The 22,024-nt window shown below is 66.3% G+C and carries 25 protein-coding genes and 2 pseudogenes; 18 read left to right on the forward strand and 9 right to left on the reverse strand.

The features are described from left to right. From mycP to ACZ69M_RS16735, 4 genes are all read left to right on the forward strand, one after another. Positions 1–1,359, forward strand: coding sequence for a type VII secretion-associated serine protease mycosin (mycP, locus tag ACZ69M_RS16720; protein ID WP_470050495.1), 1,359 nt, complete (start codon positions 1–3; stop codon positions 1,357–1,359). Positions 1,360–1,504: 145 nt separating this feature from the next. Beyond that, positions 1,505–1,948 (forward strand): hypothetical protein, encoded by a 444-nt coding sequence (locus ACZ69M_RS16725; RefSeq protein WP_470050497.1) that lies wholly within the window; start codon positions 1,505–1,507, stop codon positions 1,946–1,948. Between the two features lie 9 nt (positions 1,949–1,957). Then, positions 1,958–3,757 carry an alpha/beta hydrolase gene (locus tag ACZ69M_RS16730; RefSeq protein ID WP_470050498.1) on the forward strand — a complete coding sequence of 600 codons (1,800 nt, stop codon included), beginning with the start codon at positions 1,958–1,960 and terminating at the stop codon, positions 3,755–3,757. A 72-nt stretch (positions 3,758–3,829) separates the two neighbouring features. Beyond that, entirely contained in the window at positions 3,830–4,360 is a 531-nt protein-coding gene (locus ACZ69M_RS16735; protein ID WP_470050500.1) for a hypothetical protein, read from the forward strand. A 33-nt stretch (positions 4,361–4,393) separates the two neighbouring features. Here ACZ69M_RS16735 and ACZ69M_RS16740 read toward each other — a convergent pair whose 3' ends face one another. Next, on the reverse strand, positions 4,394–4,699 hold the full coding sequence (locus ACZ69M_RS16740; protein ID WP_470050502.1) for a hypothetical protein: 306 nt from the start codon (positions 4,697–4,699) through the stop codon (positions 4,394–4,396). Between the two features lie 88 nt (positions 4,700–4,787). Between ACZ69M_RS16740 and ACZ69M_RS16745 the strand changes: the two genes are divergently transcribed. Both ACZ69M_RS16745 and ACZ69M_RS16750 read left to right on the forward strand, forming a co-directional pair. Continuing rightward, positions 4,788–5,252: a hypothetical protein gene (locus tag ACZ69M_RS16745; RefSeq protein WP_470050504.1), complete on the forward strand. Its 465-nt coding sequence runs from the start codon at positions 4,788–4,790 to the stop codon at positions 5,250–5,252. Between the two features lie 96 nt (positions 5,253–5,348). Then, complete coding sequence (locus ACZ69M_RS16750; protein WP_470050506.1) at positions 5,349–6,008, forward strand: hypothetical protein; 660 nt, start codon at positions 5,349–5,351, stop codon at positions 6,006–6,008. Between the two features lie 176 nt (positions 6,009–6,184). On the opposite strand, the gene ACZ69M_RS16755 is transcribed toward ACZ69M_RS16750, so the two are convergent. The 8 genes and pseudogenes from ACZ69M_RS16755 to ACZ69M_RS16790 all read right to left on the reverse strand — a co-directional run. Further along, the gene (locus ACZ69M_RS16755; protein ID WP_470050508.1) at positions 6,185–6,778 is read right to left on the reverse strand and encodes a hypothetical protein; all 594 of its coding nucleotides are present in this window, start codon (positions 6,776–6,778) and stop codon (positions 6,185–6,187) included. Positions 6,779–6,951: 173 nt separating this feature from the next. Continuing rightward, positions 6,952–8,541, reverse strand: coding sequence for a helix-turn-helix domain-containing protein (locus ACZ69M_RS16760; RefSeq protein ID WP_470050510.1), 1,590 nt, complete (start codon positions 8,539–8,541; stop codon positions 6,952–6,954). A 616-nt stretch (positions 8,542–9,157) separates the two neighbouring features. Continuing rightward, positions 9,158–9,737 (reverse strand): annotated as a pseudogene (locus ACZ69M_RS16765) (ATP-binding protein). 646 nt (positions 9,738–10,383) lie between these two features. Continuing rightward, complete coding sequence (locus tag ACZ69M_RS16770; RefSeq protein WP_470050511.1) at positions 10,384–11,157, reverse strand: hypothetical protein; 774 nt, start codon at positions 11,155–11,157, stop codon at positions 10,384–10,386. Then, the gene (locus ACZ69M_RS16775; protein ID WP_470050513.1) at positions 11,154–12,911 is read right to left on the reverse strand and encodes an ABC transporter ATP-binding protein; all 1,758 of its coding nucleotides are present in this window, start codon (positions 12,909–12,911) and stop codon (positions 11,154–11,156) included. The genes ACZ69M_RS16770 and ACZ69M_RS16775 overlap by 4 nt, the downstream gene beginning before the upstream one ends. 68 nt (positions 12,912–12,979) lie before the next feature. Beyond that, complete coding sequence (locus tag ACZ69M_RS16780; protein WP_470050515.1) at positions 12,980–14,212, reverse strand: cupin domain-containing protein; 1,233 nt, start codon at positions 14,210–14,212, stop codon at positions 12,980–12,982. Positions 14,213–14,311: 99 nt separating this feature from the next. Next, positions 14,312–14,464, reverse strand: a complete 153-nt coding sequence (locus tag ACZ69M_RS16785) for a hypothetical protein (protein WP_470050517.1) — start codon at positions 14,462–14,464, stop codon at positions 14,312–14,314. A 636-nt stretch (positions 14,465–15,100) separates the two neighbouring features. Next, positions 15,101–15,328: pseudogene (locus ACZ69M_RS16790) on the reverse strand (IS110 family transposase); the annotation flags it as partial. Between the two features lie 749 nt (positions 15,329–16,077). Between ACZ69M_RS16790 and rpsJ the strand changes: the two are divergent. From rpsJ to rplN, 12 genes are all read left to right on the forward strand, one after another. Further along, a complete protein-coding gene (gene rpsJ / locus ACZ69M_RS16795) occupies positions 16,078–16,386 on the forward strand; it encodes a 30S ribosomal protein S10 (RefSeq protein WP_003948644.1) in 309 nt (102 codons plus the stop codon). 17 nt (positions 16,387–16,403) lie between these two features. Further along, positions 16,404–17,048, forward strand: a complete 645-nt coding sequence (gene rplC, locus ACZ69M_RS16800) for a 50S ribosomal protein L3 (RefSeq protein WP_470050519.1) — start codon at positions 16,404–16,406, stop codon at positions 17,046–17,048. Positions 17,049–17,053: 5 nt separating this feature from the next. After that, a complete protein-coding gene (rplD, locus tag ACZ69M_RS16805) occupies positions 17,054–17,710 on the forward strand; it encodes a 50S ribosomal protein L4 (RefSeq protein ID WP_355302895.1) in 657 nt (218 codons plus the stop codon). After that, positions 17,710–18,126, forward strand: coding sequence for a 50S ribosomal protein L23 (gene rplW / locus ACZ69M_RS16810; RefSeq protein WP_470050521.1), 417 nt, complete (start codon positions 17,710–17,712; stop codon positions 18,124–18,126). The genes rplD and rplW overlap by 1 nt, the downstream gene beginning before the upstream one ends. Before the next feature lie 38 nt (positions 18,127–18,164). After that, positions 18,165–19,001: a 50S ribosomal protein L2 gene (rplB, locus tag ACZ69M_RS16815; protein WP_153289116.1), complete on the forward strand. Its 837-nt coding sequence runs from the start codon at positions 18,165–18,167 to the stop codon at positions 18,999–19,001. A 12-nt stretch (positions 19,002–19,013) separates the two neighbouring features. Next, positions 19,014–19,295 (forward strand): 30S ribosomal protein S19, encoded by a 282-nt coding sequence (rpsS, locus tag ACZ69M_RS16820; protein ID WP_015035577.1) that lies wholly within the window; start codon positions 19,014–19,016, stop codon positions 19,293–19,295. Between the two features lie 42 nt (positions 19,296–19,337). After that, positions 19,338–19,685 (forward strand): 50S ribosomal protein L22, encoded by a 348-nt coding sequence (gene rplV, locus ACZ69M_RS16825; protein ID WP_003974262.1) that lies wholly within the window; start codon positions 19,338–19,340, stop codon positions 19,683–19,685. Then, the gene (gene rpsC, locus ACZ69M_RS16830) at positions 19,685–20,521 is read left to right on the forward strand and encodes a 30S ribosomal protein S3 (RefSeq protein ID WP_067367107.1); all 837 of its coding nucleotides are present in this window, start codon (positions 19,685–19,687) and stop codon (positions 20,519–20,521) included. The genes rplV and rpsC overlap by 1 nt, the downstream gene beginning before the upstream one ends. A 5-nt stretch (positions 20,522–20,526) precedes the next feature. Then, a complete protein-coding gene (rplP, locus tag ACZ69M_RS16835) occupies positions 20,527–20,946 on the forward strand; it encodes a 50S ribosomal protein L16 (protein WP_010986348.1) in 420 nt (139 codons plus the stop codon). Further along, positions 20,946–21,170: a 50S ribosomal protein L29 gene (gene rpmC / locus ACZ69M_RS16840; protein ID WP_003998824.1), complete on the forward strand. Its 225-nt coding sequence runs from the start codon at positions 20,946–20,948 to the stop codon at positions 21,168–21,170. Before rplP ends, rpmC begins: the two co-directional genes overlap by 1 nt. Next, the gene (rpsQ, locus tag ACZ69M_RS16845; RefSeq protein WP_403690269.1) at positions 21,170–21,454 is read left to right on the forward strand and encodes a 30S ribosomal protein S17; all 285 of its coding nucleotides are present in this window, start codon (positions 21,170–21,172) and stop codon (positions 21,452–21,454) included. The genes rpmC and rpsQ overlap by 1 nt, the downstream gene beginning before the upstream one ends. 200 nt (positions 21,455–21,654) lie before the next feature. Further along, the gene (rplN, locus tag ACZ69M_RS16850) at positions 21,655–22,023 is read left to right on the forward strand and encodes a 50S ribosomal protein L14 (protein ID WP_003998823.1); all 369 of its coding nucleotides are present in this window, start codon (positions 21,655–21,657) and stop codon (positions 22,021–22,023) included. Position 22,024: the final 1 nt, after the last annotated feature.

Raw genomic sequence — 22,024 nt, forward strand, 5'->3', positions numbered from 1 at the left:
ATGCCTGCCACCACGATGAGGAATGCCCGCTACGGGAGCGTTGTCTCCGGGGCCGTTGGCCTGGTGTTGGTCGGTATCGCGGCCACTCCCGCCCACGCGGAGTCCATCCGCGAGAGGGAGTGGCACCTCAAGGCCATGAAGGCCGAGCAGATGTGGCAGACCAGCACGGGCAAAGGGGTGACGGTCGCCGTAATCGACACAGGAGTGAAGGACGACCTCGCCGACTTGAAGGGGCAGGTACTCCCTGGCAAGGACGAGGCACCGCTGTCGCCCGGGGATGAACACACGGACTATGACGGCCACGGAACTGCGATGGCCCTTGCGATTGCCGGCACCGGCAAGGCGAATGGGGGCACCGGAACTTTCGGCCTCGCGCCTGGCGCAAAGGTGCTCCCCATCCGAGTACCAGACCGTGGATTGGACTCCAACCTGTACAGCAAGGAGTTCAACAACACGGTTAGCACCGGAATCCGCTACGCCGTCGATTCCGGTGCACGGGTCATCAACATTTCGATGCGGACGTTCGAAGGATCGAATCAACTCACCGCTGCTGTGAGGTACGCCTTGGACAAGGGGGCGTTGATCTTCGCCGGTACGGGAAACGACGGCACTGCGGGCCTGGAGTACCCAGCGGCAACTCCGGGTGTGGTGGCCGTCGGCGCAGTTGGCCGCAATCTCCGCAAGACCAGCGAATCCCAGTACGGCCCCCAGGTGGACATTGCTGCCCCCGGCGACGAGATCTACCACACGTGTCTGAACGGCATCGACCTCTGCCGTTCCCACGGCACCAGCGACGCCACCGCCCTCGCCTCCGCCAGCGCGGCCCTGATCTGGTCCAAGCACCCGACGTGGACCAACAACCAGGTCCTACGGGTCATGCTCAACACCGCCGGCGGCCCCACAGACGGCTCGAAGCGCAACGACTCCATCGGCTACGGCATCGTCCGCCCTCGCATCGCCTTGCAGACCCCGGGTGACCCGGGCCCGACCGATGTCTACCCGCTCGGGGACTTCCCTGCTGGGACCTCGGCGTCACCATCGCCTGGAGCTGCTGCTGGTAAGGACCCCGCTGCTCCGGCAAAGGACGCGGTAGCCGAAGCCTCATCGAGGGACCACGGCAGCAACACCCTCTGGATCACCCTGGGCATCGGCGCTGTAGCCCTCCTCGGTGCGGCGGTCGGGGCATTCCTGGTCATCCGCAAGCGCCGGGCCACCGCAAGCCTGAGCATGGCAACAGCGGCCACGCAAGGGCAACTCTCGTACACGGCACCGGGGTTTACGCCTCCGCCGTACTCGCCTCCCGGCGCACCGGACGGCGACGGCAATGCCTCTGCCGGCCGAGGCCCCGGCGCACTCTGAGTACGGATACTCAAGCGCCATGGTGGCCGATACGGATGGGCATGTGATGAAGCGGCGCTACCGTATTTCTCGATCATCAAGCGTCGCGGTCGCACATTTACATGGGCGAGGCGGCGTACGACGAGCCACGGGGGAGGGGCCACGCATGGCGTGGGACGAGTGGGAACAGCTCAAGACTGCGGCGGCAGGACGGCATTCTGCCCAGATGCAGCTGAACCACGTACCGATGGACCCAGGTGGTGCAGGCGGCACGCTGGTGTCGAACAAGCGCGCCTGGGCCAAGGCAGGGGAAGACGTCGGTTCGCTCCGTGAGGGCATCGGCAAGGCGCTGGGGAAGCTGGCGGACGGTCAGAACGGCGTTGGCGAGGATGCTGGCTGCCAGACCGCGGGAGCGCAGAAGGACGTTTACGACTCGTGGGAGCGCTACGTCAAGGCTGTGAACGGGCGTTGCGCGAAGCTCTCGGCTCTGCTGGCGAAGACGGGCAACGCCCAGCTGAAGACCGACGAGGCGATCAAGGTCGAGATCGGCAACCTGGAGGTCGCCTACTCGGATACCCCGGCCGTCGGCGGGCAGGACAAGGGGCGGTAACGAGACGTCATGGACCTCGCAACGCTCAAAGCCCTCAAGCTGACCGAGTTCTCGGAAGCGGCCGACGGATACCGCAGCACCTCTGACATGGCGAGCGCGGCCAAGGACCGCATCGAAAACCAGATCGCCGTGGCCATGAGGAACTCCCTGAAGGGCGAGGCCGCGACCGCGGCGGTCAAAGAGCTGACGGAGCTGGGCAAGAACTTCCACTACATCCAGGCCGAATGCGGTCTCGTCAGTACGGCTCTCGAAGCCTTCTCGTACGAGGTGGGAGCGGCCAAGAGCAAGCTCGACGCGGCGCTCGACGGCGCCCTGGCGGCGCAGCTCACCGTGAACGCCGACGGATCGATCGCGTATCCGCCGGGTGGTGAGAAGGGCGAGGACGGCAAGATCCCCGAAGGCGGCACGGTGAGCGGCCTGACGGATGACACGGCCTCCGCGGTGGGCCGTCAGGCGGCCAACTTCGACCCCAACCCCAACCACCGCCTCGCACAGGACTACGCGGACCAGATCGCCGCTGCCCTCAAGGAGGCGACGGAGGCCGACGAGAAGTGGGCGCCGAAGCTGCGGGCGCTGAAGGCGGACGACGATCTGACCGTCTCCGACAAGGACTGGGCCGACGCTTCCTCGGACACGAAGGGTGTGAGCGAGGCGGGCAAGAAGTATCTCGACTCGCTGCCGCAGCCGCCCAAGGACGGCAACCCGAAGGGCAACGCGGAGTGGTGGAAGGGACTCAGCGCGGAGGAGCAGACCGCCTGGCTGTCCATGCAACCCGACTCCGTGGGCGCGCTCGACGGGCTCCCTTCCACGGTTCGAGACGAGGCCAACCGCATCGTGTTCGACGAGAAGCGGGGCGCGATGCAGACAGAGCTGAATTCGATGCCGGCGCCGCCGCTCAATGAGTGGACCTGGATCAGCGCCGGGGGCTACGCGTCCAAGGTGCATACCGATGAATGGATGGAGTGGTCAAACAGGTACGGGGACCGGTACGACCACCTCACCACATCCCTCAAGGGCATGGAGTCGATCCAGACCCGCTTCGACGCGACTGGTAAGAACGGACTGCCCCAGGCATACCTGCTGGGATTCAGTGCCGAAGGAGACGGCCGCGCGATCGTCGCCAATGGAAACCCGGACACCGCGGATCATCAGGCGGTCTATGTTCCGGGTACGACGTCAGAGCTGGGAAACATCGACGGGAACATCAACCGGATGGTCAATGTCTGGCACGCAGCCGACGACGAAGCCGACGGAAAATCCGTTTCCACGATTACCTGGCTCGGCTACGACGCACCTGACAGCGTGGTCAAGGACGCACCGTTCAAACATTACGCGTACGACGGAGCACCGGCCTTCAATCAGTTCTTGGACGGTCTCGACGCATCGCACTCCGGTGATTCGGAAGCGCACCGCACCGTGATCGCCCACTCGTACGGGTCGACCCTCGTCGGCGCTGCGGCCCAGACGGGCCATCTCAATGCCGATGACGTGGCCTTCGCGGGCAGCCCCGGCGTCAGGGTGTCCGGTGCCGATGAGATGGACGTCCCCAAGGGACATGTGTGGAACGAGGAGGCCGACGGAGACCCGGTTCCGGACATCGGCCGCTGGGGCCGCCTCAGCGGGGACAACTTCATCATCCCCAGCGATCCGGAGTTCGGAGCTAACCAGATGACCACAGACACCGAAGGGCATAGCGGTTACTGGAATGAGCACTCCAAGAGTCTGAGGAATCAGGCTCTCGTCGTAGTTGGGAAGGGCGATTCGGTGGCGCTGAAGCCGCCGCCCGACCCCTGGGCGCATGTGAAGTAAGAGCGCTGCTACCAGAGGAGATGACGAGTTGACCAGCCCAGAGCCCACTCCGAAGACGTAAGGCCCCCTGACGTGAAGACCAAACTGAGCGCTTTCGCGCTTGCCGTGCCCGTTGCCCTCACGACCCTCACCGGATGTAGCGTGACTGACAAAAAATCCGACACAACCCCGCTCGTCGGCACGAGCACCTCGAGTGACGCCTCGGATGTGATGAAAGATGTATCCAGCGGAATCTACGACCTGATCGGCGTCAAGGGGAAGGCGTCCGACAGCCAACCGGGAGTCATGGACTGCTCGGGCAAGGACGCGAAGACGTACTTCCGGATGTTCCACCCGTGGAGCTTTTACCCTGCATCGGCGAGCGACCTCGACGACGCGATGAATCAGCTCAAAACGGAACTGCCGAAACACGGGTGGAAAATCGTCGAATACGGGCCGGACACCAGTAAGAACAAGAACATCAACCTGACCGCTGACAACGACAAGAAGAAGGTCAGCGTCAACATCGTTCAAATGTCGAAGAACGACCCGCCGAAGCTGAGCCTGACCGTCGTATCCGGTTGCTACAAGGCTCCGGACGGCCAAGAGGTCGAACGCTTCTGACAACTCCAGGCATGGCACCGCCACAGCCCGTCGTCAGCCCGAGGCCAACGCCGCGCCCAGCAGCACCAACGGCAGTGCGGGAAGAAGCGTGCACGCGAGTGCGAGGCCGGCGGTCATCACGCGGAGCGTTCGCATGGACCAGCGGTGGGGGAGGGCCCAGGCGATCGCGAACAGGCCCATGGCCCAATAGAGCACGTCCCACATCTCGCCGTGGGCCCGGCACAGGCTGTACTCCCAGGCGAGGAGCGGCAGACCGAGGAGGGAGGCTACGAGAGGCGCCTTCCACCACGTCTTGTGGAAGACAGGGAACTGCGTCACGCCGTCGTTCTGCGTCGTCATGGGCTCCATCCCAGCAACGCCGGCCGCCCGAGGGATCGGGGGGCGTACTCATCCCGTCCGTGCGCGCATACTCAGGCAGGTTGATCTCATGGGCCTCTTCGACAGGCTGACCGGAACCAAGCACCCCGACAGCGGTGTCGTACCGCTGCCGACCATGGAACTCCGGGCCGCACTGCTCGCGCTCAACGGGCCCGATGTTCCGTTCCGTGTGCGCAACGCCATCCCTGCTGAGAAGGCCGACCTGGTGGCGGAGTGCCAGATTCGGCGGCTGGGCGTGACCCTCAAGACCCGGATGTGCCTGGTCCCGGAGAAGCGTGACGTGCGATTCCTCGACGAGCGATGGGAGAAGCGCTCGTCCGACCACGCCAATCCGCAGTACGGACGTGGGCACGCGCCCGCGGTGTACCGGCGGTGGGAGATGAAGCCGGGCCCCGATGGCCGCCGGCACAAGGTGGAGGCGTTCCATTTCGACACGCGGGAGATGACGAATCCACTCCGGCAAGCGGTCCTCGACGCGGGTTGGACCTGGCACGGAGTGCTGGTCAAGCTGTGAGGTGGTCGGCCAGTGAGACGCGGTCGCCGGTCCACACACGGCAGTTGAGTACGCGTGCTCATGACCCCCTCGCCCTCCCCGCCGCACGATCTCCGCATGACACAGCTACGTCGTCCCCTCGGACCGCCCCGGAAAGTCCTTCTCGCCACGGCCGCCGCGTTGGCCATGGCGGTGACGGCAGCCGGAGGGGTGTGGGTCGCTCGCGGGGCCGGGCGGCTCTGGAACGGCGATCCCTACCCCGTCGCGGATCCAGCCGTCACCTCGCAGCGCCTCGACGGCCTCACGCAACAGGTCTACGACACACTCGACCTGCCGCAGGCCACGCTGGACCCCAAGTGGCCCGGCGGCGGTCGGGAGGTCGACGGGTCCGGGTGCTACTACACCGGGCTCAAGGACCTGGCCAAGCAGGTGAGCGACTCACCGCCCAGTGTGCCGGGTGTGGTCGCGGTGAGCAGCGAATGGGGGTTGAAGGGTGTCACCCCGTCCCAGGCGGTGTCGGCGCTGCGACGGGCGCGGGAGGAGCTGACGCGGCGCGGTTGGAAAGTCACCAGGTACGAGATCAACGACCACTGGACCGTACTGAATGTGCAGCCCCCGGGCACCGACGACTTCGTTCGGGTCGAGGCTTTCCCCTATGACCGTCTGGGTGTTGTGGCCTACTCCGAGTGCGCCCGATACCCGTCGGGCTCGCCCATGACCGAGTGGGACGATCCGGAACTCCCGGCTCAACAGGCGCCGGCCCCGCTACGGAGCTGACCGTATCCGCGCTGATCGCTGCCGCCGTGGTCCGTGTGTGTCTCCCGGTCGATCACCCCAAGGTCGGTGAGAACGACCCCCGGCGGGGCGCGCACGCGCCAGGGACGCGCCGACGCGGCAGGTACGCAATTCGACCCGATCGCGGCGATCGAATTGGGCGAGGATCTCCTCGTCCTTCATCGGGCGTGCTCGTAGCGGGGCAGTTCCTCGGGAAAGTCGCAGGGATCCTTGCACTCGGCCAGTTTGTAGGCGTGTTTGGTGAGTTGATAGGCGAAGTCCGTCAGGGTCTGCCGCAGTGGCACGCCCGTGGCCTTGGCAGATCCGTGGATCCGGGCCTCTCCGATGACGGCATAGGGCTGGGAGGCGTTGTAGGAGGGGGCACTTGGCGGAACACAGGGCACGTACACCGATGAGGTGTCCGCATCGGGATCAATCTGAGCCAGAGTTTCTATGTCGCAGACGGAGACGCGGATGATCCGATTCTGGCCTCCGGATCCTCGATAGTAGGCGAGCCATTTCTCGCGCGAGGTGGGCTGGGCCCCGGCTTCCTCGGAGATGGACGAGTCATTGCTAGTGGTGACATGGCACCGGAAAGTAAGGTCATCCCCCGCGCCCTGGCTGTCGGAGCCACTGCTGGCCGATCGCGCCGACGGCAGCACGCTTTTGACCATGTCCCGTTCGAGAGTGCCTTCGCACATTTTACCGGGGAGCAGATAGAGACCTTTGTCCAGGAAAGTCCATCCGGTGCGGCAGAAGAGTCCGAGAATCACTAGGAACAGAAGGACGACGCCCCCGTTCCGTAAAGAGGCAGCGCCCCCGTTGGGATCGGCCACCGCGCTCCGAGGTCACTCAAGAGGAAACGCACCCTTCCTCGGTCGTGGTCACGAAGACGAGAGTGTGGCCCTGGCCGACGTGCGCAGTGCCCGCAGTGTGGGGCAGGGGGCTAATGAACGTGTCCGGGGTGAAGCCGCCCCTTGCTGGCCTCCATTGCCGCAGCCGAGGCATGGGGAGGGCCACTCCCCGGCACCGAGGCACCGGTCGCCGGCCGACCAGACGTACTCGGCGGTGCACCGTGCCGAGTCACCGCATGGAGGGCGTGGACGAGGTCATGGATGCCCGACCCGGTCGTCAGCAGGTCGCGATTGAGTAGGCGCTCGGCCTCGCGCAGTCGCGCCCGGACGGTGTTCCGGCTCAGGCCCAGGTGTGCGGCGGCCTGCCGGGCGTCGGTGTTGGCCTCGATCCAGGTCCGCACGGTGGCGTACAGGCCGCGGTGCTCGGCGTCGCGGAGCGGCCGGAGGAAGGTTTCCGCCCATACTGTCGCGGGGCGGGTGAGGAGTAGTTCGCTCAGGTTGGCCGCGGCCGCCTGCCCGGTGTCCCCAGGGTCGGGCTGGACATCGTTGTGGAGACTGCTGAGCGACAGCGCTAGGTTGAGCGCAGCACGGGCCCGGACGTCCGCGAGGTCGAGCCCGAGGATCTGCTCCGCCCGTCGGCAGTGTGCGCGGACAGTGTTGCGGCTGATGTGCAGCAGACGGGCCACGGCGGTGCGCGGGAAGGTCACGGCCAGGCGTGTGATGGCGAGGGTGGATTTCGGGACGGCCCGCAATGGCTCGATGTACGCGCGGGCCCAGGTGAGAGCCGCCTGGCGGGGCAGCGCGTGCACCAACGACAGCTGATCACCGTAGGCCGCCAGGCGCTCCGGGGAGTTGCGAGCGACGGCCAAAGCGTGCAAAGCCTCGCCGTAAGCCGCGGCCGTAGCGTCGAGCGGATGGACCCTGCTGACCCCCAGCGCGTACGTGGGGTTTCTGCTGATCAGGCGCCGCAGCACCCCGCTGAGGTCTAGGCGTCCGTCGGCGCCGACATCCTCGGCCACGGGGCAGATCAGGTGCTCCTTGAACGCAGGGCAGTGCACCATCAGTCCCGACTCGTGGTACCCAGAGGCGTCCTGGTATTCACGGGCGAGCCCGTCGCGGTCGGCTGGAGGACAGTGCAGCAAGTACACCCGTATTCGCTCGGCGCCCAGCAGTAGCGGCACGTCACCGGTGGTCATCTTCCTGGCGAGTGTGACTTCCCCCGCCATCAGCGCGGTCAGCAGCGCGAACCGCATCTGCCGCGCCTTCTCCTCGTATCCACGCGAGCTTTCGTCGGCCTGCGACGCCCGTCCCAAGAGTTCCACTAGCCCCCCGGCCCGCGATGCCAGCGCCGCCGCCTCCCGTGAGAGTTCCGCATTACTGACCGTCACCAGCACCGGACGCGGCTGACGCCTCCCGAATGCCTCGACGTGCCCCACAACGTCGTTGACCTGCGCAGTCGCCGCGGCCAACCGCCCCGCAGCTAAGCTCTCTAAATGCTCATGAAGGGCGCCGAGAGCCGTCATGGGGAACCCCGGCGTCGCCGCCTGGACCGTGCCGGTGTCACCGACCCAGGCGACCTCCGACCCGATCCGTAGACCCAGCCAGCGCAGTACCTCCCCCAGGGATCCCCCCCGCCGCACCACTCTCAGCAGTTCGTCCAGATTCTCGGCGCACTCCGACATTCCCAAGGCTCGTCCTCCCCTTTAACAGCCACTCAGCCGGCAAATCCTGCGCTCCTGGACGTTGGCGCGTCCCGGGCTCGAATTACCCCCGCAGGGACCGTCGACCCGTATATGCGTTCCCAAGGGAGTCACTTAACCCACCTCACTGCTCCAATGGCTATGACGTCGTTCAATGGCTCCGCCGTGTTGGCTCCAAACGGCCGCGGTTGTTGAAGAACCTCTGTCATCGAGACGTCTTGAAGTGGCCTCGGGAATTGGCGTGCGTAGGTATGAATTTGGTAGGACTCGATGGACTTCCTTGACATCAGGCTGAAGGGTCGTGTCCCACCAGTAGAGCGATGGTCGTCAGCGCTGCCCGGCGTCGAGGGCAGCGAGGCCGCCACGGAGGGCAGCAGCCGACTTGTCGAACTGGTCTCGCCTCTGCGCGCCAGTCAGCATCAATGCGAAATGGGTCATCTGTGAAGGGGGGAACATGCAGGTGAACGTGGAAAACTACCTGGGAAGGCGGCTTGGCCGTCCGCAAGGAACAAGTTGACGCTCTTACACGGCAAGCCTGATCGGCGCAGTGCGCGTCCGCGAGTGAATTACACCCGACATCTGGCAAAAAGTCGCTTGCTTACTGCGTCTCTTCGTTCCTTCGGGCCTTGGTCCGGGCCAGGCGGTAGGACGAGGCGATCGCGATGCTGTTCTTCTCCTCACACTCAGTGAGAACTTGGAAGAACATTTCGGTGCCGCGTCGGTCTAGTTCGAGGTAGCCGTGTTCGTCGATTTGGAGGAGGTCGATGCACCCGTAGCGGGCGATGGTCTTGCCCAACTGCTTGTCGTCTGCATTGCCGGTGCCGGAGTCCCCGATCAGACACAAGGGGTAACCCTTTGCGATGCACTCTCAGGTGGCGAGGTTTGTTGACGACGGCTGGATCGATGTTGGGGTTGATGCTGTAGTCGAACTCCCGAAGCCACTTCTCGAGGGGAAAGTGGGTCACCCCCATGCGTCGTTCGGGTCGGCGTCGGCCCTGGCCCTCGCACTCGGCCATCAGCAACTCGGCGAGGCACCCGGAATAGGACAGACCCTCGCGTTCGGCTCGGGCGATCGTGTCGCCGGCTTGGGCCCGCACGGTGGTCAGCCGCAGCAGGCGGCAGGCGGTGTCGATTGCCGCGGAGTGGGCCTCTACCTGGGCGGGAGCTCGCCGGGCTATTCGCGGTCACCGTGCTTTTCCAGCAGTCCGCCAGTGGGGAGCTCGACTGGCCGCCAGTGGGGAATCGCTGACCGTACGCGGGAAGGTGATCTTGGCCGCTGTCACTCCTGCACGTCGGGCCCCGCGGAGGTCCGCCCTGGTGACGCGACTCGCGTGAAGCCGGCCCGGCTCATCCTTCCTGGGCGATGTCAGCACACTCGGGCACCGTGTCTCGCACACGTAGACGGCAGGCGTGGTTGCGCCCCGCCCTGGCCTCGTGGCGGTGACGATCACGTCCGCGGAGCGCCTGCTCAGCTCCCTTCGCGGAGCGCTCCCTTACGCTGTCCGCGACACCGTCTTCTTCCCCACCTGCTCGGTTTCGACGGGCCTCGAGTGCCATGGCCGCCGCCGAGGCGTGCGACCGCAACCAGGACCTCTACGACCAATCCGGCCTGGATTTCACATCCGCGTCGACTGGTCGGGCCTGCGCATGGTGGACTGGCACACCATCCACGGCGGCTTCGACCCCGCACTAATTGCTGCCACCAGCGGCAACAACCACAAGAAGATCCTTTCTGCGGCGCGCGGCCGCGGCTCGCCTGTCATGCTCTCGAAGATCGGCGAGTGTCCGTCCTTTCTCGCTGAAACTTCCACGGTAGGGACGACCTCAGCGGATGTCCCCGAGGGTCACCAGGAGGCGATGCGCGCCTGGGCGGGGGAACTGCCGCGTCGCGTCCCGCCGAAGGGAGGCGAGGCGCTGATCGAGGTCAGGGTCTGGTGCCCGGCGAGGTATGAACAGGCGTTCGTCATGGGCGAGTGTGATGGCGCGGTCGAAGACCTCTGCCTGCTCGGCCGTGAGGTCGCCCCGCTTCGCCCGGTCGCGTTTGAGCACTTCAACCCACAGGTGGCTCTGCACATCAGGTGGCGAGGCCGCGAAGATCGCCGTCTGATATGCCACCGGATACTCCGTCACCTGGTCGAAGTCGCGCGGTAGGTCGCCGCGGTGCGCAGCGACCCACTGCGCGGCCGCATCGTTCTCGCGGGCGGCGGGAATCGGCGCCTTGCCGGTGAGCAACAACTGCGCCGCAGTTGCTGCGCCAGCGCCGAGCCTCAGCAGTGAGTGGTTCCCGCTACTCCGCAGGCGGCCCAGGGCATGGACGACCCGGAGGGTGTGACGCGGGCCCAACCGGCGGATCAGGATCGGCGCCATGGCGGGGCCGATCCAGGCGCGCACGTCGTCGCCCCGTACCAGCAGCAGCGTCGGCGCCCAGCGGGCGGCGTTGCCCAGCGCCTGTTCGCGCCACTGCTGGATGTCGGGACGACCGAGCGGAACGACGCTGAGCCGACCGGCCGAGGCGCGGGCGACTTCCCAGGAGATCGCGCGGCACGTTCCGCAGGTCGCGTCGTAAGCGAGTAGGAGGCGTGTGTCTGTGTCAGTCATCGTGCGTCCTTCGTCGCGCCGATCGGCTCTCCAGGACTTCTTCTGGCCAACAGCGCCGCGTAGTGGCCCTGCCGGGCTAGGAGTTCGGCATGCGTGCCCTGCTCGACGAGGCGCCCGCCGTCGAGCGTGATGATCTGGTCGGCGTGCTGGATGGTGGACAGACGGTGGGCGATGGTGATGGTGGTCCTTCCCTCAGAGAGCCGGTCCAACGACTGCTGGACGGTCCGCTCGGTGCGGGTGTCCAGTGAGCTGGTGGCCTCGTCGAGCACCAGCACGCGGGGGTCGCGCAGCATGGTGCGGGCGATGGCCAGACGCTGCTTCTCCCCGCCCGAGAAGCGGTAGCCGCGTTCGCCGACGACGGTGTCGTACCCGTCGGGCAGGCCCTCGATGACGTCGTGTATCTGGGCGGCCTTGGTGGCGGCGATGACCTCGTCCGGCGTCGCCTGCGGCCGAGCGAACCGGAGGTTGTCGCCGACAGTGGTGTGGAACAGGTACGTCTCCTGCGAGACGACCCCGACGACGGAGGCGAGTGTCTCGAAGTCGAGGTCGCGGATGTCGACGCCGTCGATGAGGATGCGGCCCGAAGTGACCTCGTACAGTCGCGGAATGAGATAGCCGAGGGTCGTCTTTCCGGCGCCGGTGGCGCCCACGACGGCGAGGTGGCTCCCCGCTGGGATGTCTATGCTGATGTTCTGCAAGGCCGGGCGGTCTCCATAGCAGAAGTCGACGTTCTGCAGACGTACGTGGCCGCGGGGGCGGCGCAGGCGCACGGGTCGTTTCGGCGCGGGCACCTCCACTGGCAGGTCGAGGTACTCGAATATTCGCTCGAAGAGAGCGAGGGAGCTTTGCAGGGTGATGCCTGCTCCCAACAGGGAGACGGTCGGCCCGAACAGCCCCTGCTGGAGGGTGGTGTACGCCACCAGGGTCCCGACCGAGATCGCCAAGTGGCCCTGATCGCCCGTCAACCCCGCCGCCCAGTAGATCCCGATGGGCATGGCAGCCATGATGATCTGCATGGTCACCGCGCGCCACCGGCCGGCCATGGCTGACCGGATGGTCAGGTCGGTGAGTCTGCCGGACTCCCTGGTGAACTGCTCGACGAGGGTCTGGGTACGTCCCATGACCCGTCCGAGCAGGAACCCGCTGACCGACAGCGACTCCTCCACCAGGACTGAGAGCAGGGCCAGTTGGGCCTGCCGTTCGCGGGTGATCGCCCGTCGCTGGTTGCCGACGTTACGGCTGATCAACGCGAAGACCGGAAGCATCAGCAGCGAGACGACAGTCAGCCGCCAGTTCAGGGCCAGCATGGCGATCAGGCTCGCCAGCACGGTGGTCACGTTCCCTACGATGCTGCCTGAGAGCGTGGTGACGACGGCTCCCATGCCGCCGATGTCGTTGGAGATGCGGGACTGCACCTCGCCGGTCTTGGTCCGGGTGAAGAACGCCAGCGGCATCCGCTGGAGGTGCGTGTATACGGCGATGCGCAGGTCGTTCATCATGTTCTCGCCGATACCCAGCGAGAGGTAGGACTGCCAGACGCCGACGCCGCTGGCGATGAGCGTCACCGCGAGCATGCCGACGGCCAGCAGGCTCAGCAGGCCGACGCGGCCCTGAGGCAGCGCCACGTCCAGGATCGACCGCAGCAGGAACGGCGGAACCATCGCCAGCACGGAGGACACGGCAATCAGCCCGAGCATCACCCCCAGCCTCAGCCGGTAGGGCAGGAACAGCTCCAGGATCCTGCGCAATGGCATCCGCCGACTTGCCGGATGCTCCTCATTTGTCGTCACCTTCACGGTGGTCGGCATCGAAGTCAGCGAGTTCAGCGGAGGGTGAGGAAGCCCTCGCCCAACAGCGTGCGCATCAGCGTCTTACGGCCAGGATCGTCCAGTTCACCCGGGATCGAGTTCCCGGTGATCCAGTCCGTGCCCTGCTCGGCGACGTAGCGCACCTCCTCGGCCACGGCGGCGGGGAAACGCACGGTCTTGTTGTGGAAGTGCAGTCCGGCGATCCCGTCCTCGACGGTCAACTGCCACCGTACGCCCGGACGTCGACGGACCGGGGTGTCCACCTCGGTATGCGGGAGTTCCTCCAGGTCCAGGAGGTGATGACGCAGCGGCGGTGTTCCCATGGAGGTCACCCGTGCTGCCGCATCGGCGATCAGTTTCTCTGAGGAGAACTGCTCGTGCAGCGCGTCGAACAGTTCGCCGCACTCCGCGTGCAGCCGCTCGCGCACCGCCTGGTCCCGGGCGAAGCCCACGGGCAGGGAACGGCGGAACCGTCCGTCGTCGGCGACGATTCGGGTGAACTCGTCCTGGATCGCCTGCGCCCACACAACCGGATGCAGGCCAATGGTGACATGCAGTGAGGCGGCCTCGTTGGCGGCTCCGGAGTGGACGGTCCCGCGCGGCATGTAGAGCAGGTCACCGGCGCGCAGCTCGAACTCCCGGGTGGCCTCGCGCGTCGGCTGTGACTTGTCGTGGGGCCGGTTCGCCAGTGGCAGTTCGTACGGCGCCTCGGTGATACGCCAGACCTTGCTGCCGTATACCTGCGCGATGAACACGTCGTGCGTGTCGTAGTGTGGCAGGAACCCCTGCGAGCCGGGCGGGGTGAGATAGATGTTCATCTGGATACGGGCGCCCAGTTCGCTCCCGAGCGCACCCGCGGCGCGCTGCAGTGACAGCCGTCGCTCCTGGAGCGAGTTCACCACGATGGTGGAACCGCTGCGATAGCGGTCGTAAAGCATCTCCAGCGCGTTCGACGTGCCGTTGCGGCCTCGACCCGAGCCGAGTTCGGCCACGGGTGTCTCCTTGCCCTCCACGACGACGCGGATGTCGTTCAGGCCGATGCCCGCCAGGGAGAGTACCTCGTCGATGTCGTCCAGAGTCAGCAGATCGGCGTAGTAGTCCGGGCTCTCACGGTGAATGAGGAGTGGCTTCCGCTCCCAGTACTCCTGCCAGAACTCGGCCACAGGAACCGGCCCGATCAGGCGGGCGAGCTCGGGGGTCGGGAGGGCGGAGTGGACGGTGTCGGCTACCGAGTAGAGGGTCGTCACGGGAGCGTTCCTTTCGTAGGACGTGGGTGAACTGGTGCCAGGCGGAGGGCGCTCAGCCCGGTGTCGTTGCACCGGGCTGAGCGCCCTGTTGGAGCTAGGTCAGCACCTGTCCTCGTCGTCGTACACGTCCTTAATGCCACGGTCGTGGCTGTCGTTGTCGTCGTGAGTCCCCACGCTGCAGTCGAACGGGCTGACAACGATTCCGCTACCGTGTGTGACCGTAATGTCCTGCGCCTCGAGCGACTTCTGCATCTGTGTCTGCCTTCCATACCCGTGGTTTCGATGGCGCGGGCCGGGCGTCCCCAGGCCCCGGGGCGATACTCAGCCCCCACTGCAGTCCGAGCGCGTGCATGCCAAGTCTGCCGTCGAGGTGTCGTTCCGGAACACCGTGCACAGTGTTCAGATCCGCCAGCCGAGGGTGCACGGTGCACACCTGTCCCACGCGTTGACCGGACCCGGGCCGTCAGCAGATTGCGGCTCAGCACCCTCCGGCGGCGCTGCTCTTACAGGGCGTCTCACTCGCGCAGGTCACGCGGTATGCGCGTACTCGTGGAGAATGCCGCGGGCGGTCGCGATCGGCGCGGTGGGGGGGGCACCGTCAGTCCCCGGCCGGGTCTCTGGCGGCCAGACGCACGGCGTGCACGTGCGAGCCGGGCAGCCTACAGGCCCGGCTGGCTTCAGGGGGTTGGCTGTGGTGCCGTGCACCCCACGGCGCGGCCCTGGCATTCCAGCACTGGGACCGCAGGGATGCGAGGAACTGCGCGGGTTACCAGTGACAGTCTGGAGACGGCGATATCGAGTACCCCGCCGGGCCCACCCCGAATGTGGCTCGGCCGTTCAAGCGCCGTCCCGGTTGATCTCGATCCGCCGAAGTGACGGCAGCAGCATGGCCACCGCTAGCGGCAGAGCGCCGAGCGAGGCCGATTGGTCGACGACCACCAGCACCGTCCCGTGTTTGGCCTGCAACTTTGCGAATAACTCGCGAAGCATGGGATCGGTGTCGGGTAAGTGTTTGTCGAATGCCTTCTTGCCGCCCGGTGTGACAACGGTGGCGGGGTGTTCGCCCTTGCCGACGTCCAGGCCGAGGTAGACGTCGATGTCGCCGGTGTCGATCACGTGCGTCCTCCGGTCGCGCTCCTGCCTGGCCTTACCCACGGCACCGATCGCCACATCCACGTTACGAAGAGTCACCCGACCTGCGAAGAGTCGGTGGTCAAGCCCCTAATCGGCGGTCAGTCAGAGCCTCGGGGCCCCGGTGACACCACCCTCCGGATCATGATTAACAAGGGGAAAGTCATGCCGGACCCGAAGGCCGGGAGCCCCATTGCGGAGCCGGCGAAGACGGTAATGGGGGTCGTCGTCGCCGGGATGCTGTTCGCCCGCTGGCCCAATGTCCCGGACGTCTCGGACATCCCGGCCACGTCGGCATCCCGGGTCTTGCGCGCCCAGGGTTTGACCTGCGTCACTCAAGGGGTACGATCCTCGGCTCGATTGGCCAGCCCCCCGCCCCGTATGGCAGACTGTCGGAGTTGCTCGGTCGAGTGCCGATGCTGCGCGCCTCCCGTCGGGAGGACCGGAAGCGAGTCCCACAGTACTCGTCGCCTCAACTGCCGTAAGGCAGCGCTGGGGCGGACGTACGGGAATCTTTCGGGAAGCGTCAGCGGGGTGCAGGCCAGGCGCCCGGTGGGTGTTCCAGCCTCCGGTCCTGCGGTTGCTTTCGGGCGGGCCGCGTCCCTCGTAGGGAAATCCGTTACGGATATTTCTGCGGCAGGAGCGCGACACACCCGACCGCGTGGGTCGGAGATGCGGGACGCGAACCCCCGGGTTCCAGAGCGTTTCACTAGACAAAGGACTACTGAGTAGCCATGGCGGGACAGAAGATCCGCATCCGGCTCAAGGCCTACGACCACGAGGTCATCGACAGCTCGGCGAAGAAGATCGTCGAGACGGTGACCCGCACTGGTGCGTCGGTCGCGGGCCCGGTGCCGCTGCCCACTGAGAAGAACGTGTACTGCGTCATCAAGTCGCCGCACAAGTACAAGGACTCGCGCGAGCACTTCGAGATGCGCACGCACAAGCGCCTGATCGACATTCTCGACCCGACGCCCAAGACCGTTGACTCTCTGATGCGACTCGACCTCCCGGCCGGTGTCGACATCGAGATCAAGCTCTAGGGATCGGTGATCTGAGAATGGCTAAGCAGATCAAGGGCATCCTGGGCGAGAAGCTCGGCATGACGCAGGTGTGGGACGAGAACAACCGTGTTGTTCCGGTCACCATCGTCAAGGCCGGCCCCAACGTCGTCACCCAGGTGCGTACCAACGACAGCGACGGCTACGAGTCGGTCCAGATCGCCTTCGGCGAGATCGACCCGCGCAAGGTGAACAAGCCCCTCAAGGGTCACTTCGCCAAGGCCGACGTCACCCCCCGTCGTCACCTCGTCGAGATCCGCACCGCGGATGCCTCCGAGTACACCCTCGGCCAGGAGATCTCCGCCGAGGTCTTCGAGGCGGGCGTGAAGGTCGACGTCACCGGTAAGAGCAAGGGCAAGGGCTTCGCCGGTGTCATGAAGCGCCACAACTTCCGTGGCCTCGGCGCCGGCCACGGTGTCCAGCGCAAGCACCGCTCTCCCGGCTCCATCGGTGGCTGTGCCACCCCGGGCCGTGTGTTCAAGGGCGTCCGCATGGCGGGCCGCATGGGCAACGAGCGGGTCACCACCCAGAACCTGACCGTTCACGCCGTTGACGCGGAGAAGGGCCTGCTCCTCATCAAGGGAGCCATCCCGGGTCCGAACGGCGGCCTCGTCCTGGTCCGTACCGCGGCCAAGGGGGCCTGAGGACTATGAGCACCATTGACATTCTGTCGCCCTCCGGCGACAACGCCGGGACCGTTGAGCTCCCGGCCGAGATCTTCGACGTAGAGAAGATCAGCATCCCGCTGCTTCACCAGGTCGTCGTCGCACAGCTGGCCGCCGCCCGTCAGGGCACGCACAAGGTCAAGCGTCGTGGCGAGGTCCGCGGTGGTGGCCGGAAGCCTTACCGCCAGAAGGGCACCGGCCGCGCGCGCCAGGGTTCGACCCGCGCGCCGCAGTTCGCCGGCGGTGGCGTCGTTCACGGCCCCACGCCGCGTGACTACTCGCAGCGGACCCCGAAGAAGATGAAGGCCGCGGCCCTGCGCCACGCCCTCACCGACCGGGCCCGCAACGCTCGCATCCACGTCATCACCGGCGTGATCGAGGGCGAGACCCCCTCCACCAAGGCCGCCAAGAGCTTCCTCGGCAAGGTCAGCGAGCGCAAGAACGTGCTCCTGGTCATCGAGCGCTCCGACGAGGCCGCGCTGCTCTCCGCGCGCAACCTGCCCCAGGTCCACATCCTGGAGCCGGGCCAGCTGAACACGTACGACGTTCTCGTCTCGGACGACGTGGTCTTCACCCAGGCCGCTTTCGAGTCCTTCGTGTCTGGCCCCAAGGCCGCTGACACCGAAGGGAGCGAAGCCTGATGGCTACGCGTCACCCGAGTATTGCCTCCAAGGCGGCCAAGGCCGCCAAGGCCGCGCGCGTCGCCAAGGCGAGGCGCCACGAGGCCGAGGGCAAGAACACCGTCGAGACGCCGACGAGCAAGAGCTTCACGGACCCCCGTGACGTGCTCCTCAAGCCGGTCGTCTCCGAGAAGAGCTACGCGCTGCTCGACGAGGGCAAGTACACCTTCGTCGTCGCGCCGGGCGCCAACAAGACCCAGATCAAGCAGGCCGTCCAGGCGGTCTTCTCGGTCAAGGTCACCGGGGTCAACACGATCAACCGCCAGGGCAAGCGCAAGCGCACCAAGAGCGGTTTCGGTAAGCGTGCTGACACCAAGCGCGCCATCGTGACCCTCGCTGAGGGCGACCGTATCGACATCTTCGGCCAGGCCTCCTAACGGAGCGCCCTGGTCCGATATCGGACGAGGACTGAGAAATGGGAATCCGCAAGTACAAGCCGACGACGCCGGGCCGTCGTGGCTCCAGCGTCGCCGACTTCGTCGAGGTCACGCGGTCCACGCCGGAGAAGTCGCTGGTTCGCCCCCTGCACAGCAAGGGCGGCCGTAACAATTCCGGTCGTGTGACCGTTCGCCACCAGGGTGGCGGACACAAGCGCGCCTACCGCGTGATCGACTTCCGTCGTCACGACAAGGACGGCGTGCCGGCGAAGGTCGCGCACATCGAGTACGACCCCAACCGCACCGCGCGCATCGCGCTGCTGCACTACGCGGACGGCGAGAAGCGCTACATCCTCGCCCCCCGCAACCTGTCGCAGGGTGACCGCGTCGAGAACGGTCCCGGGGCCGACATCAAGCCGGGCAACAACCTGGCGCTCCGCAACATCCCGGTCGGTACCACGATCCACGCGATCGAGATCCGTCCCGGTGGCGGCGCCAAGTTCGCCCGCTCCGCCGGTGCCTCGGTGCAGCTGCTCGCGAAGGAGGGCACGATGGCCCACCTCCGCATGCCCTCCGGTGAGATCCGCCTGGTCGACCAGCGCTGCCGCGCCACGGTCGGCGAGGTCGGCAACGCCGAGCAGAGCAACATCAACTGGGGTAAGGCCGGCCGTAAGCGCTGGCTGGGCGTTCGCCCGTCCGTCCGCGGTGTGGCGATGAACCCGGTTGACCACCCGCACGGTGGTGGTGAGGGCAAGACCTCCGGTGGTCGACACCCGGTCTCCCCGTGGGGTCAGAAGGAGGGTCGTACTCGTTCGCCGAAGAAGGCTTCGAACAAGTACATCGTCCGCCGCCGCAAGACGAACAAGAAGCGCTAGGAGCGGGTTTAGATGCCGCGCAGTCTCAAGAAGGGACCCTTCGTTGACGGCCACCTCGTAAAGAAGGTGGACGCTCAGAACGAAGCCGGTACCAAGAACGTCATCAAGACCTGGTCCCGTCGCTCGATGATCATCCCGGCCATGCTCGGCCACACGATCGCGGTGCACAACGGCAAGACCCACATTCCGGTGTTTGTCACCGAGTCGATGGTCGGCCACAAGCTCGGCGAGTTCTCGCCGACGCGCACCTTCCGGGGTCACGTCAAGGACGACCGGAAGTCGAAGCGCCGCTAACGCGGGGTGGAATCGACCATGACAGACACTGGAAGGACAACCATGGAAGCCAGGGCCCAGGCGCGGTACATCCGCGTTACGCCCATGAAGGCCCGCCGCGTGGTGGACCTTATCCGTGGCATGGATGCCACGGAGGCTCAGGCGGTCCTGCGTTTCGCCCCGCAGGCCGCGAGCGTGCCGGTCGGCAAGGTGCTTGACAGCGCCATTGCCAACGCCGCGCACAACTACGACCACACCGACGCCGACAGCCTCTTCATCTCCGAGGCGTACGTCGACGAGGGTCCGACCCTGAAGCGGTTCCGTCCGCGCGCCCAGGGCCGTGCCTACCGGATCCGCAAGCGGACCAGCCACATCACCGTGGTCGTCAGCAGCAAGGAAGGAACCCGGTAATGGGCCAGAAGGTTAACCCGCATGGGTTCCGGCTCGGCATCACCACGGACTTCAAGTCCCGTTGGTACGCCGACAAGCTGTACAAGGACTACGTCAAGGAAGACGTCGCCATCCGTCGGATGATGACGTCCGGCATGGAGCGCGCCGGCATCTCGAAGGTTGAGATCGAGCGCACCCGTGACCGCGTGCGGGTGGACATCCACACCGCGCGTCCCGGCATCGTCATCGGCCGCCGTGGCGCCGAGGCCGACCGCATCCGCGGTGACCTCGAGAAGCTCACGGGCAAGCAGGTCCAGCTGAACATCCTCGAGGTCAAGAACCCCGAGACCGACGCTCAGCTGGTTGCTCAGGCCGTTGCCGAGCAGCTGTCCTCCCGCGTCTCCTTCCGTCGTGCCATGCGTAAGAGCATGCAGGGCACGATGAAGGCCGGCGCCAAGGGCATCAAGATCCAGTGTGGTGGCCGTCTCGGCGGCGCCGAGATGTCCCGCTCGGAGTTCTACCGCGAGGGCCGTGTGCCCCTGCACACGCTCCGCGCGAACGTCGACTACGGCTTCTTCGAGGCCAAGACGACCTTCGGCCGTATCGGTGTGAAGGTCTGGATCTACAAGGGCGACGTCAAGAACATCGCCGAGGTCCGCGCCGAGAACGCCGCTGCCCGCGCCGGCAACCGCCCGGCCCGTGGTGGCGGCAACGACCGCCCGGCCGGCCGTGGTGGCCGTGGTGGCGAGCGTGGCGGCCGCGGCCGCAAGCCGCAGCAGGCTCCCGCTGCCGAGGCCCCCAAGGCCGAGGCTCCGGCGGCTGCCGCTCCGGCTGAGAGCACCGGAACGGAGGCCTGACCGACATGCTGATCCCCCGTAGGGTCAAGCACCGCAAGCAGCACCACCCCAAGCGCCGTGGTCAGGCCAAGGGCGGTACGCAGGTTTCGTTCGGCGAGTACGGCATTCAGGCCCTCACGCCGGCGTACGTGACGAACCGTCAGATCGAGGCCGCACGTATCGCGATGACCCGCCACATCAAGCGTGGCGGCAAGGTCTGGATCAACATCTACCCGGACCGCCCGCTCACGAAGAAGCCTGCCGAGACCCGCATGGGTTCCGGTAAGGGTTCGCCGGAGTGGTGGATCGCGAACGTGCACCCGGGCCGGGTCATGTTCGAACTGTCCTACCCCAACGAGAAGATCGCCCGTGAGGCCCTCACTCGTGCAGCCCACAAGCTGCCGATGAAGTGCCGGATCGTCAAGCGCGAGGCAGGTGAAGCGTGATGTCGGCCGGTACCAAGGCGTCCGAGCTGCGCGAACTGGGTGACGAGGAGCTTCTCGCGAAGCTTCGCGAAGCCAAGGAAGAGCTGTTCAACCTCCGCTTCCAGGCGGCGACCGGTCAGCTCGAGAACCACGGTCGGCTCAAGGCCGTCCGCAAGGACATCGCGCGGATCTACACCCTGATGCGTGAGCGCGAGCTGGGCATCGAAACGGTGGAGAGCGCCTGATGAGCGAGAGCAACGTGACTGAGAACACCGAGGCGCGCGGATTCCGCAAGACCCGTGAGGGTCTCGTCGTCAGCGACAAGATGGACAAGACCGTCGTCGTCGCCGTCGAGGACCGCGTCAAGCACGCCCTGTACGGCAAGGTCATCCGCCGTACGAGCAAGCTGAAGGCCCACGACGAGCAGAACGCCGCGGGCATCGGCGACCGCGTCCTCCTCATGGAGACGCGTCCGCTGTCCACGACGAAGCGCTGGCGCATCGTGGAGATCCTCGAGAAGGCGAAGTAATCAAACGGGGGGCTCCGTCCCCCCGTTGCCCCCCGCCGGGGGCCTGCCGCACCGTCAGGTGCCCGGCCCCCGGCGGAGGTTTTCTCCCTCAACAGGCCAAGTAATTCCTGCGGGGCTCATCCGCAGGACGGTTCCGCCAGGCTCGCGGGGCGACCCGGAAGGGATCCCCGCGGGAACCGGCAGACAATCAGGAGATAGACGTGATCCAGCAGGAGTCGCGACTGCGTGTCGCCGACAACACGGGGGCGAAGGAAATCCTTTGCATCCGTGTGCTCGGTGGCTCAGGTCGCCGCTACGCGGGCATCGGTGACGTCATCGTCGCCACCGTCAAGGACGCGATCCCCGGCGGCAACGTGAAGAAGGGTGACGTCGTCAAGGCGGTCATCGTTCGCACCGTCAAGGAGCGCCGCCGTCCGGACGGCTCGTACATCCGCTTCGACGAGAACGCCGCCGTCATTCTGAAGAACGACGGCGACCCTCGCGGCACCCGTATCTTCGGCCCTGTCGGCCGTGAGCTGCGCGAGAAGAAGTTCATGAAGATCATCTCGCTCGCGCCGGAGGTGCTGTAAG

This window comes from Streptomyces sp. NPDC107454, from assembly GCF_055582885.1.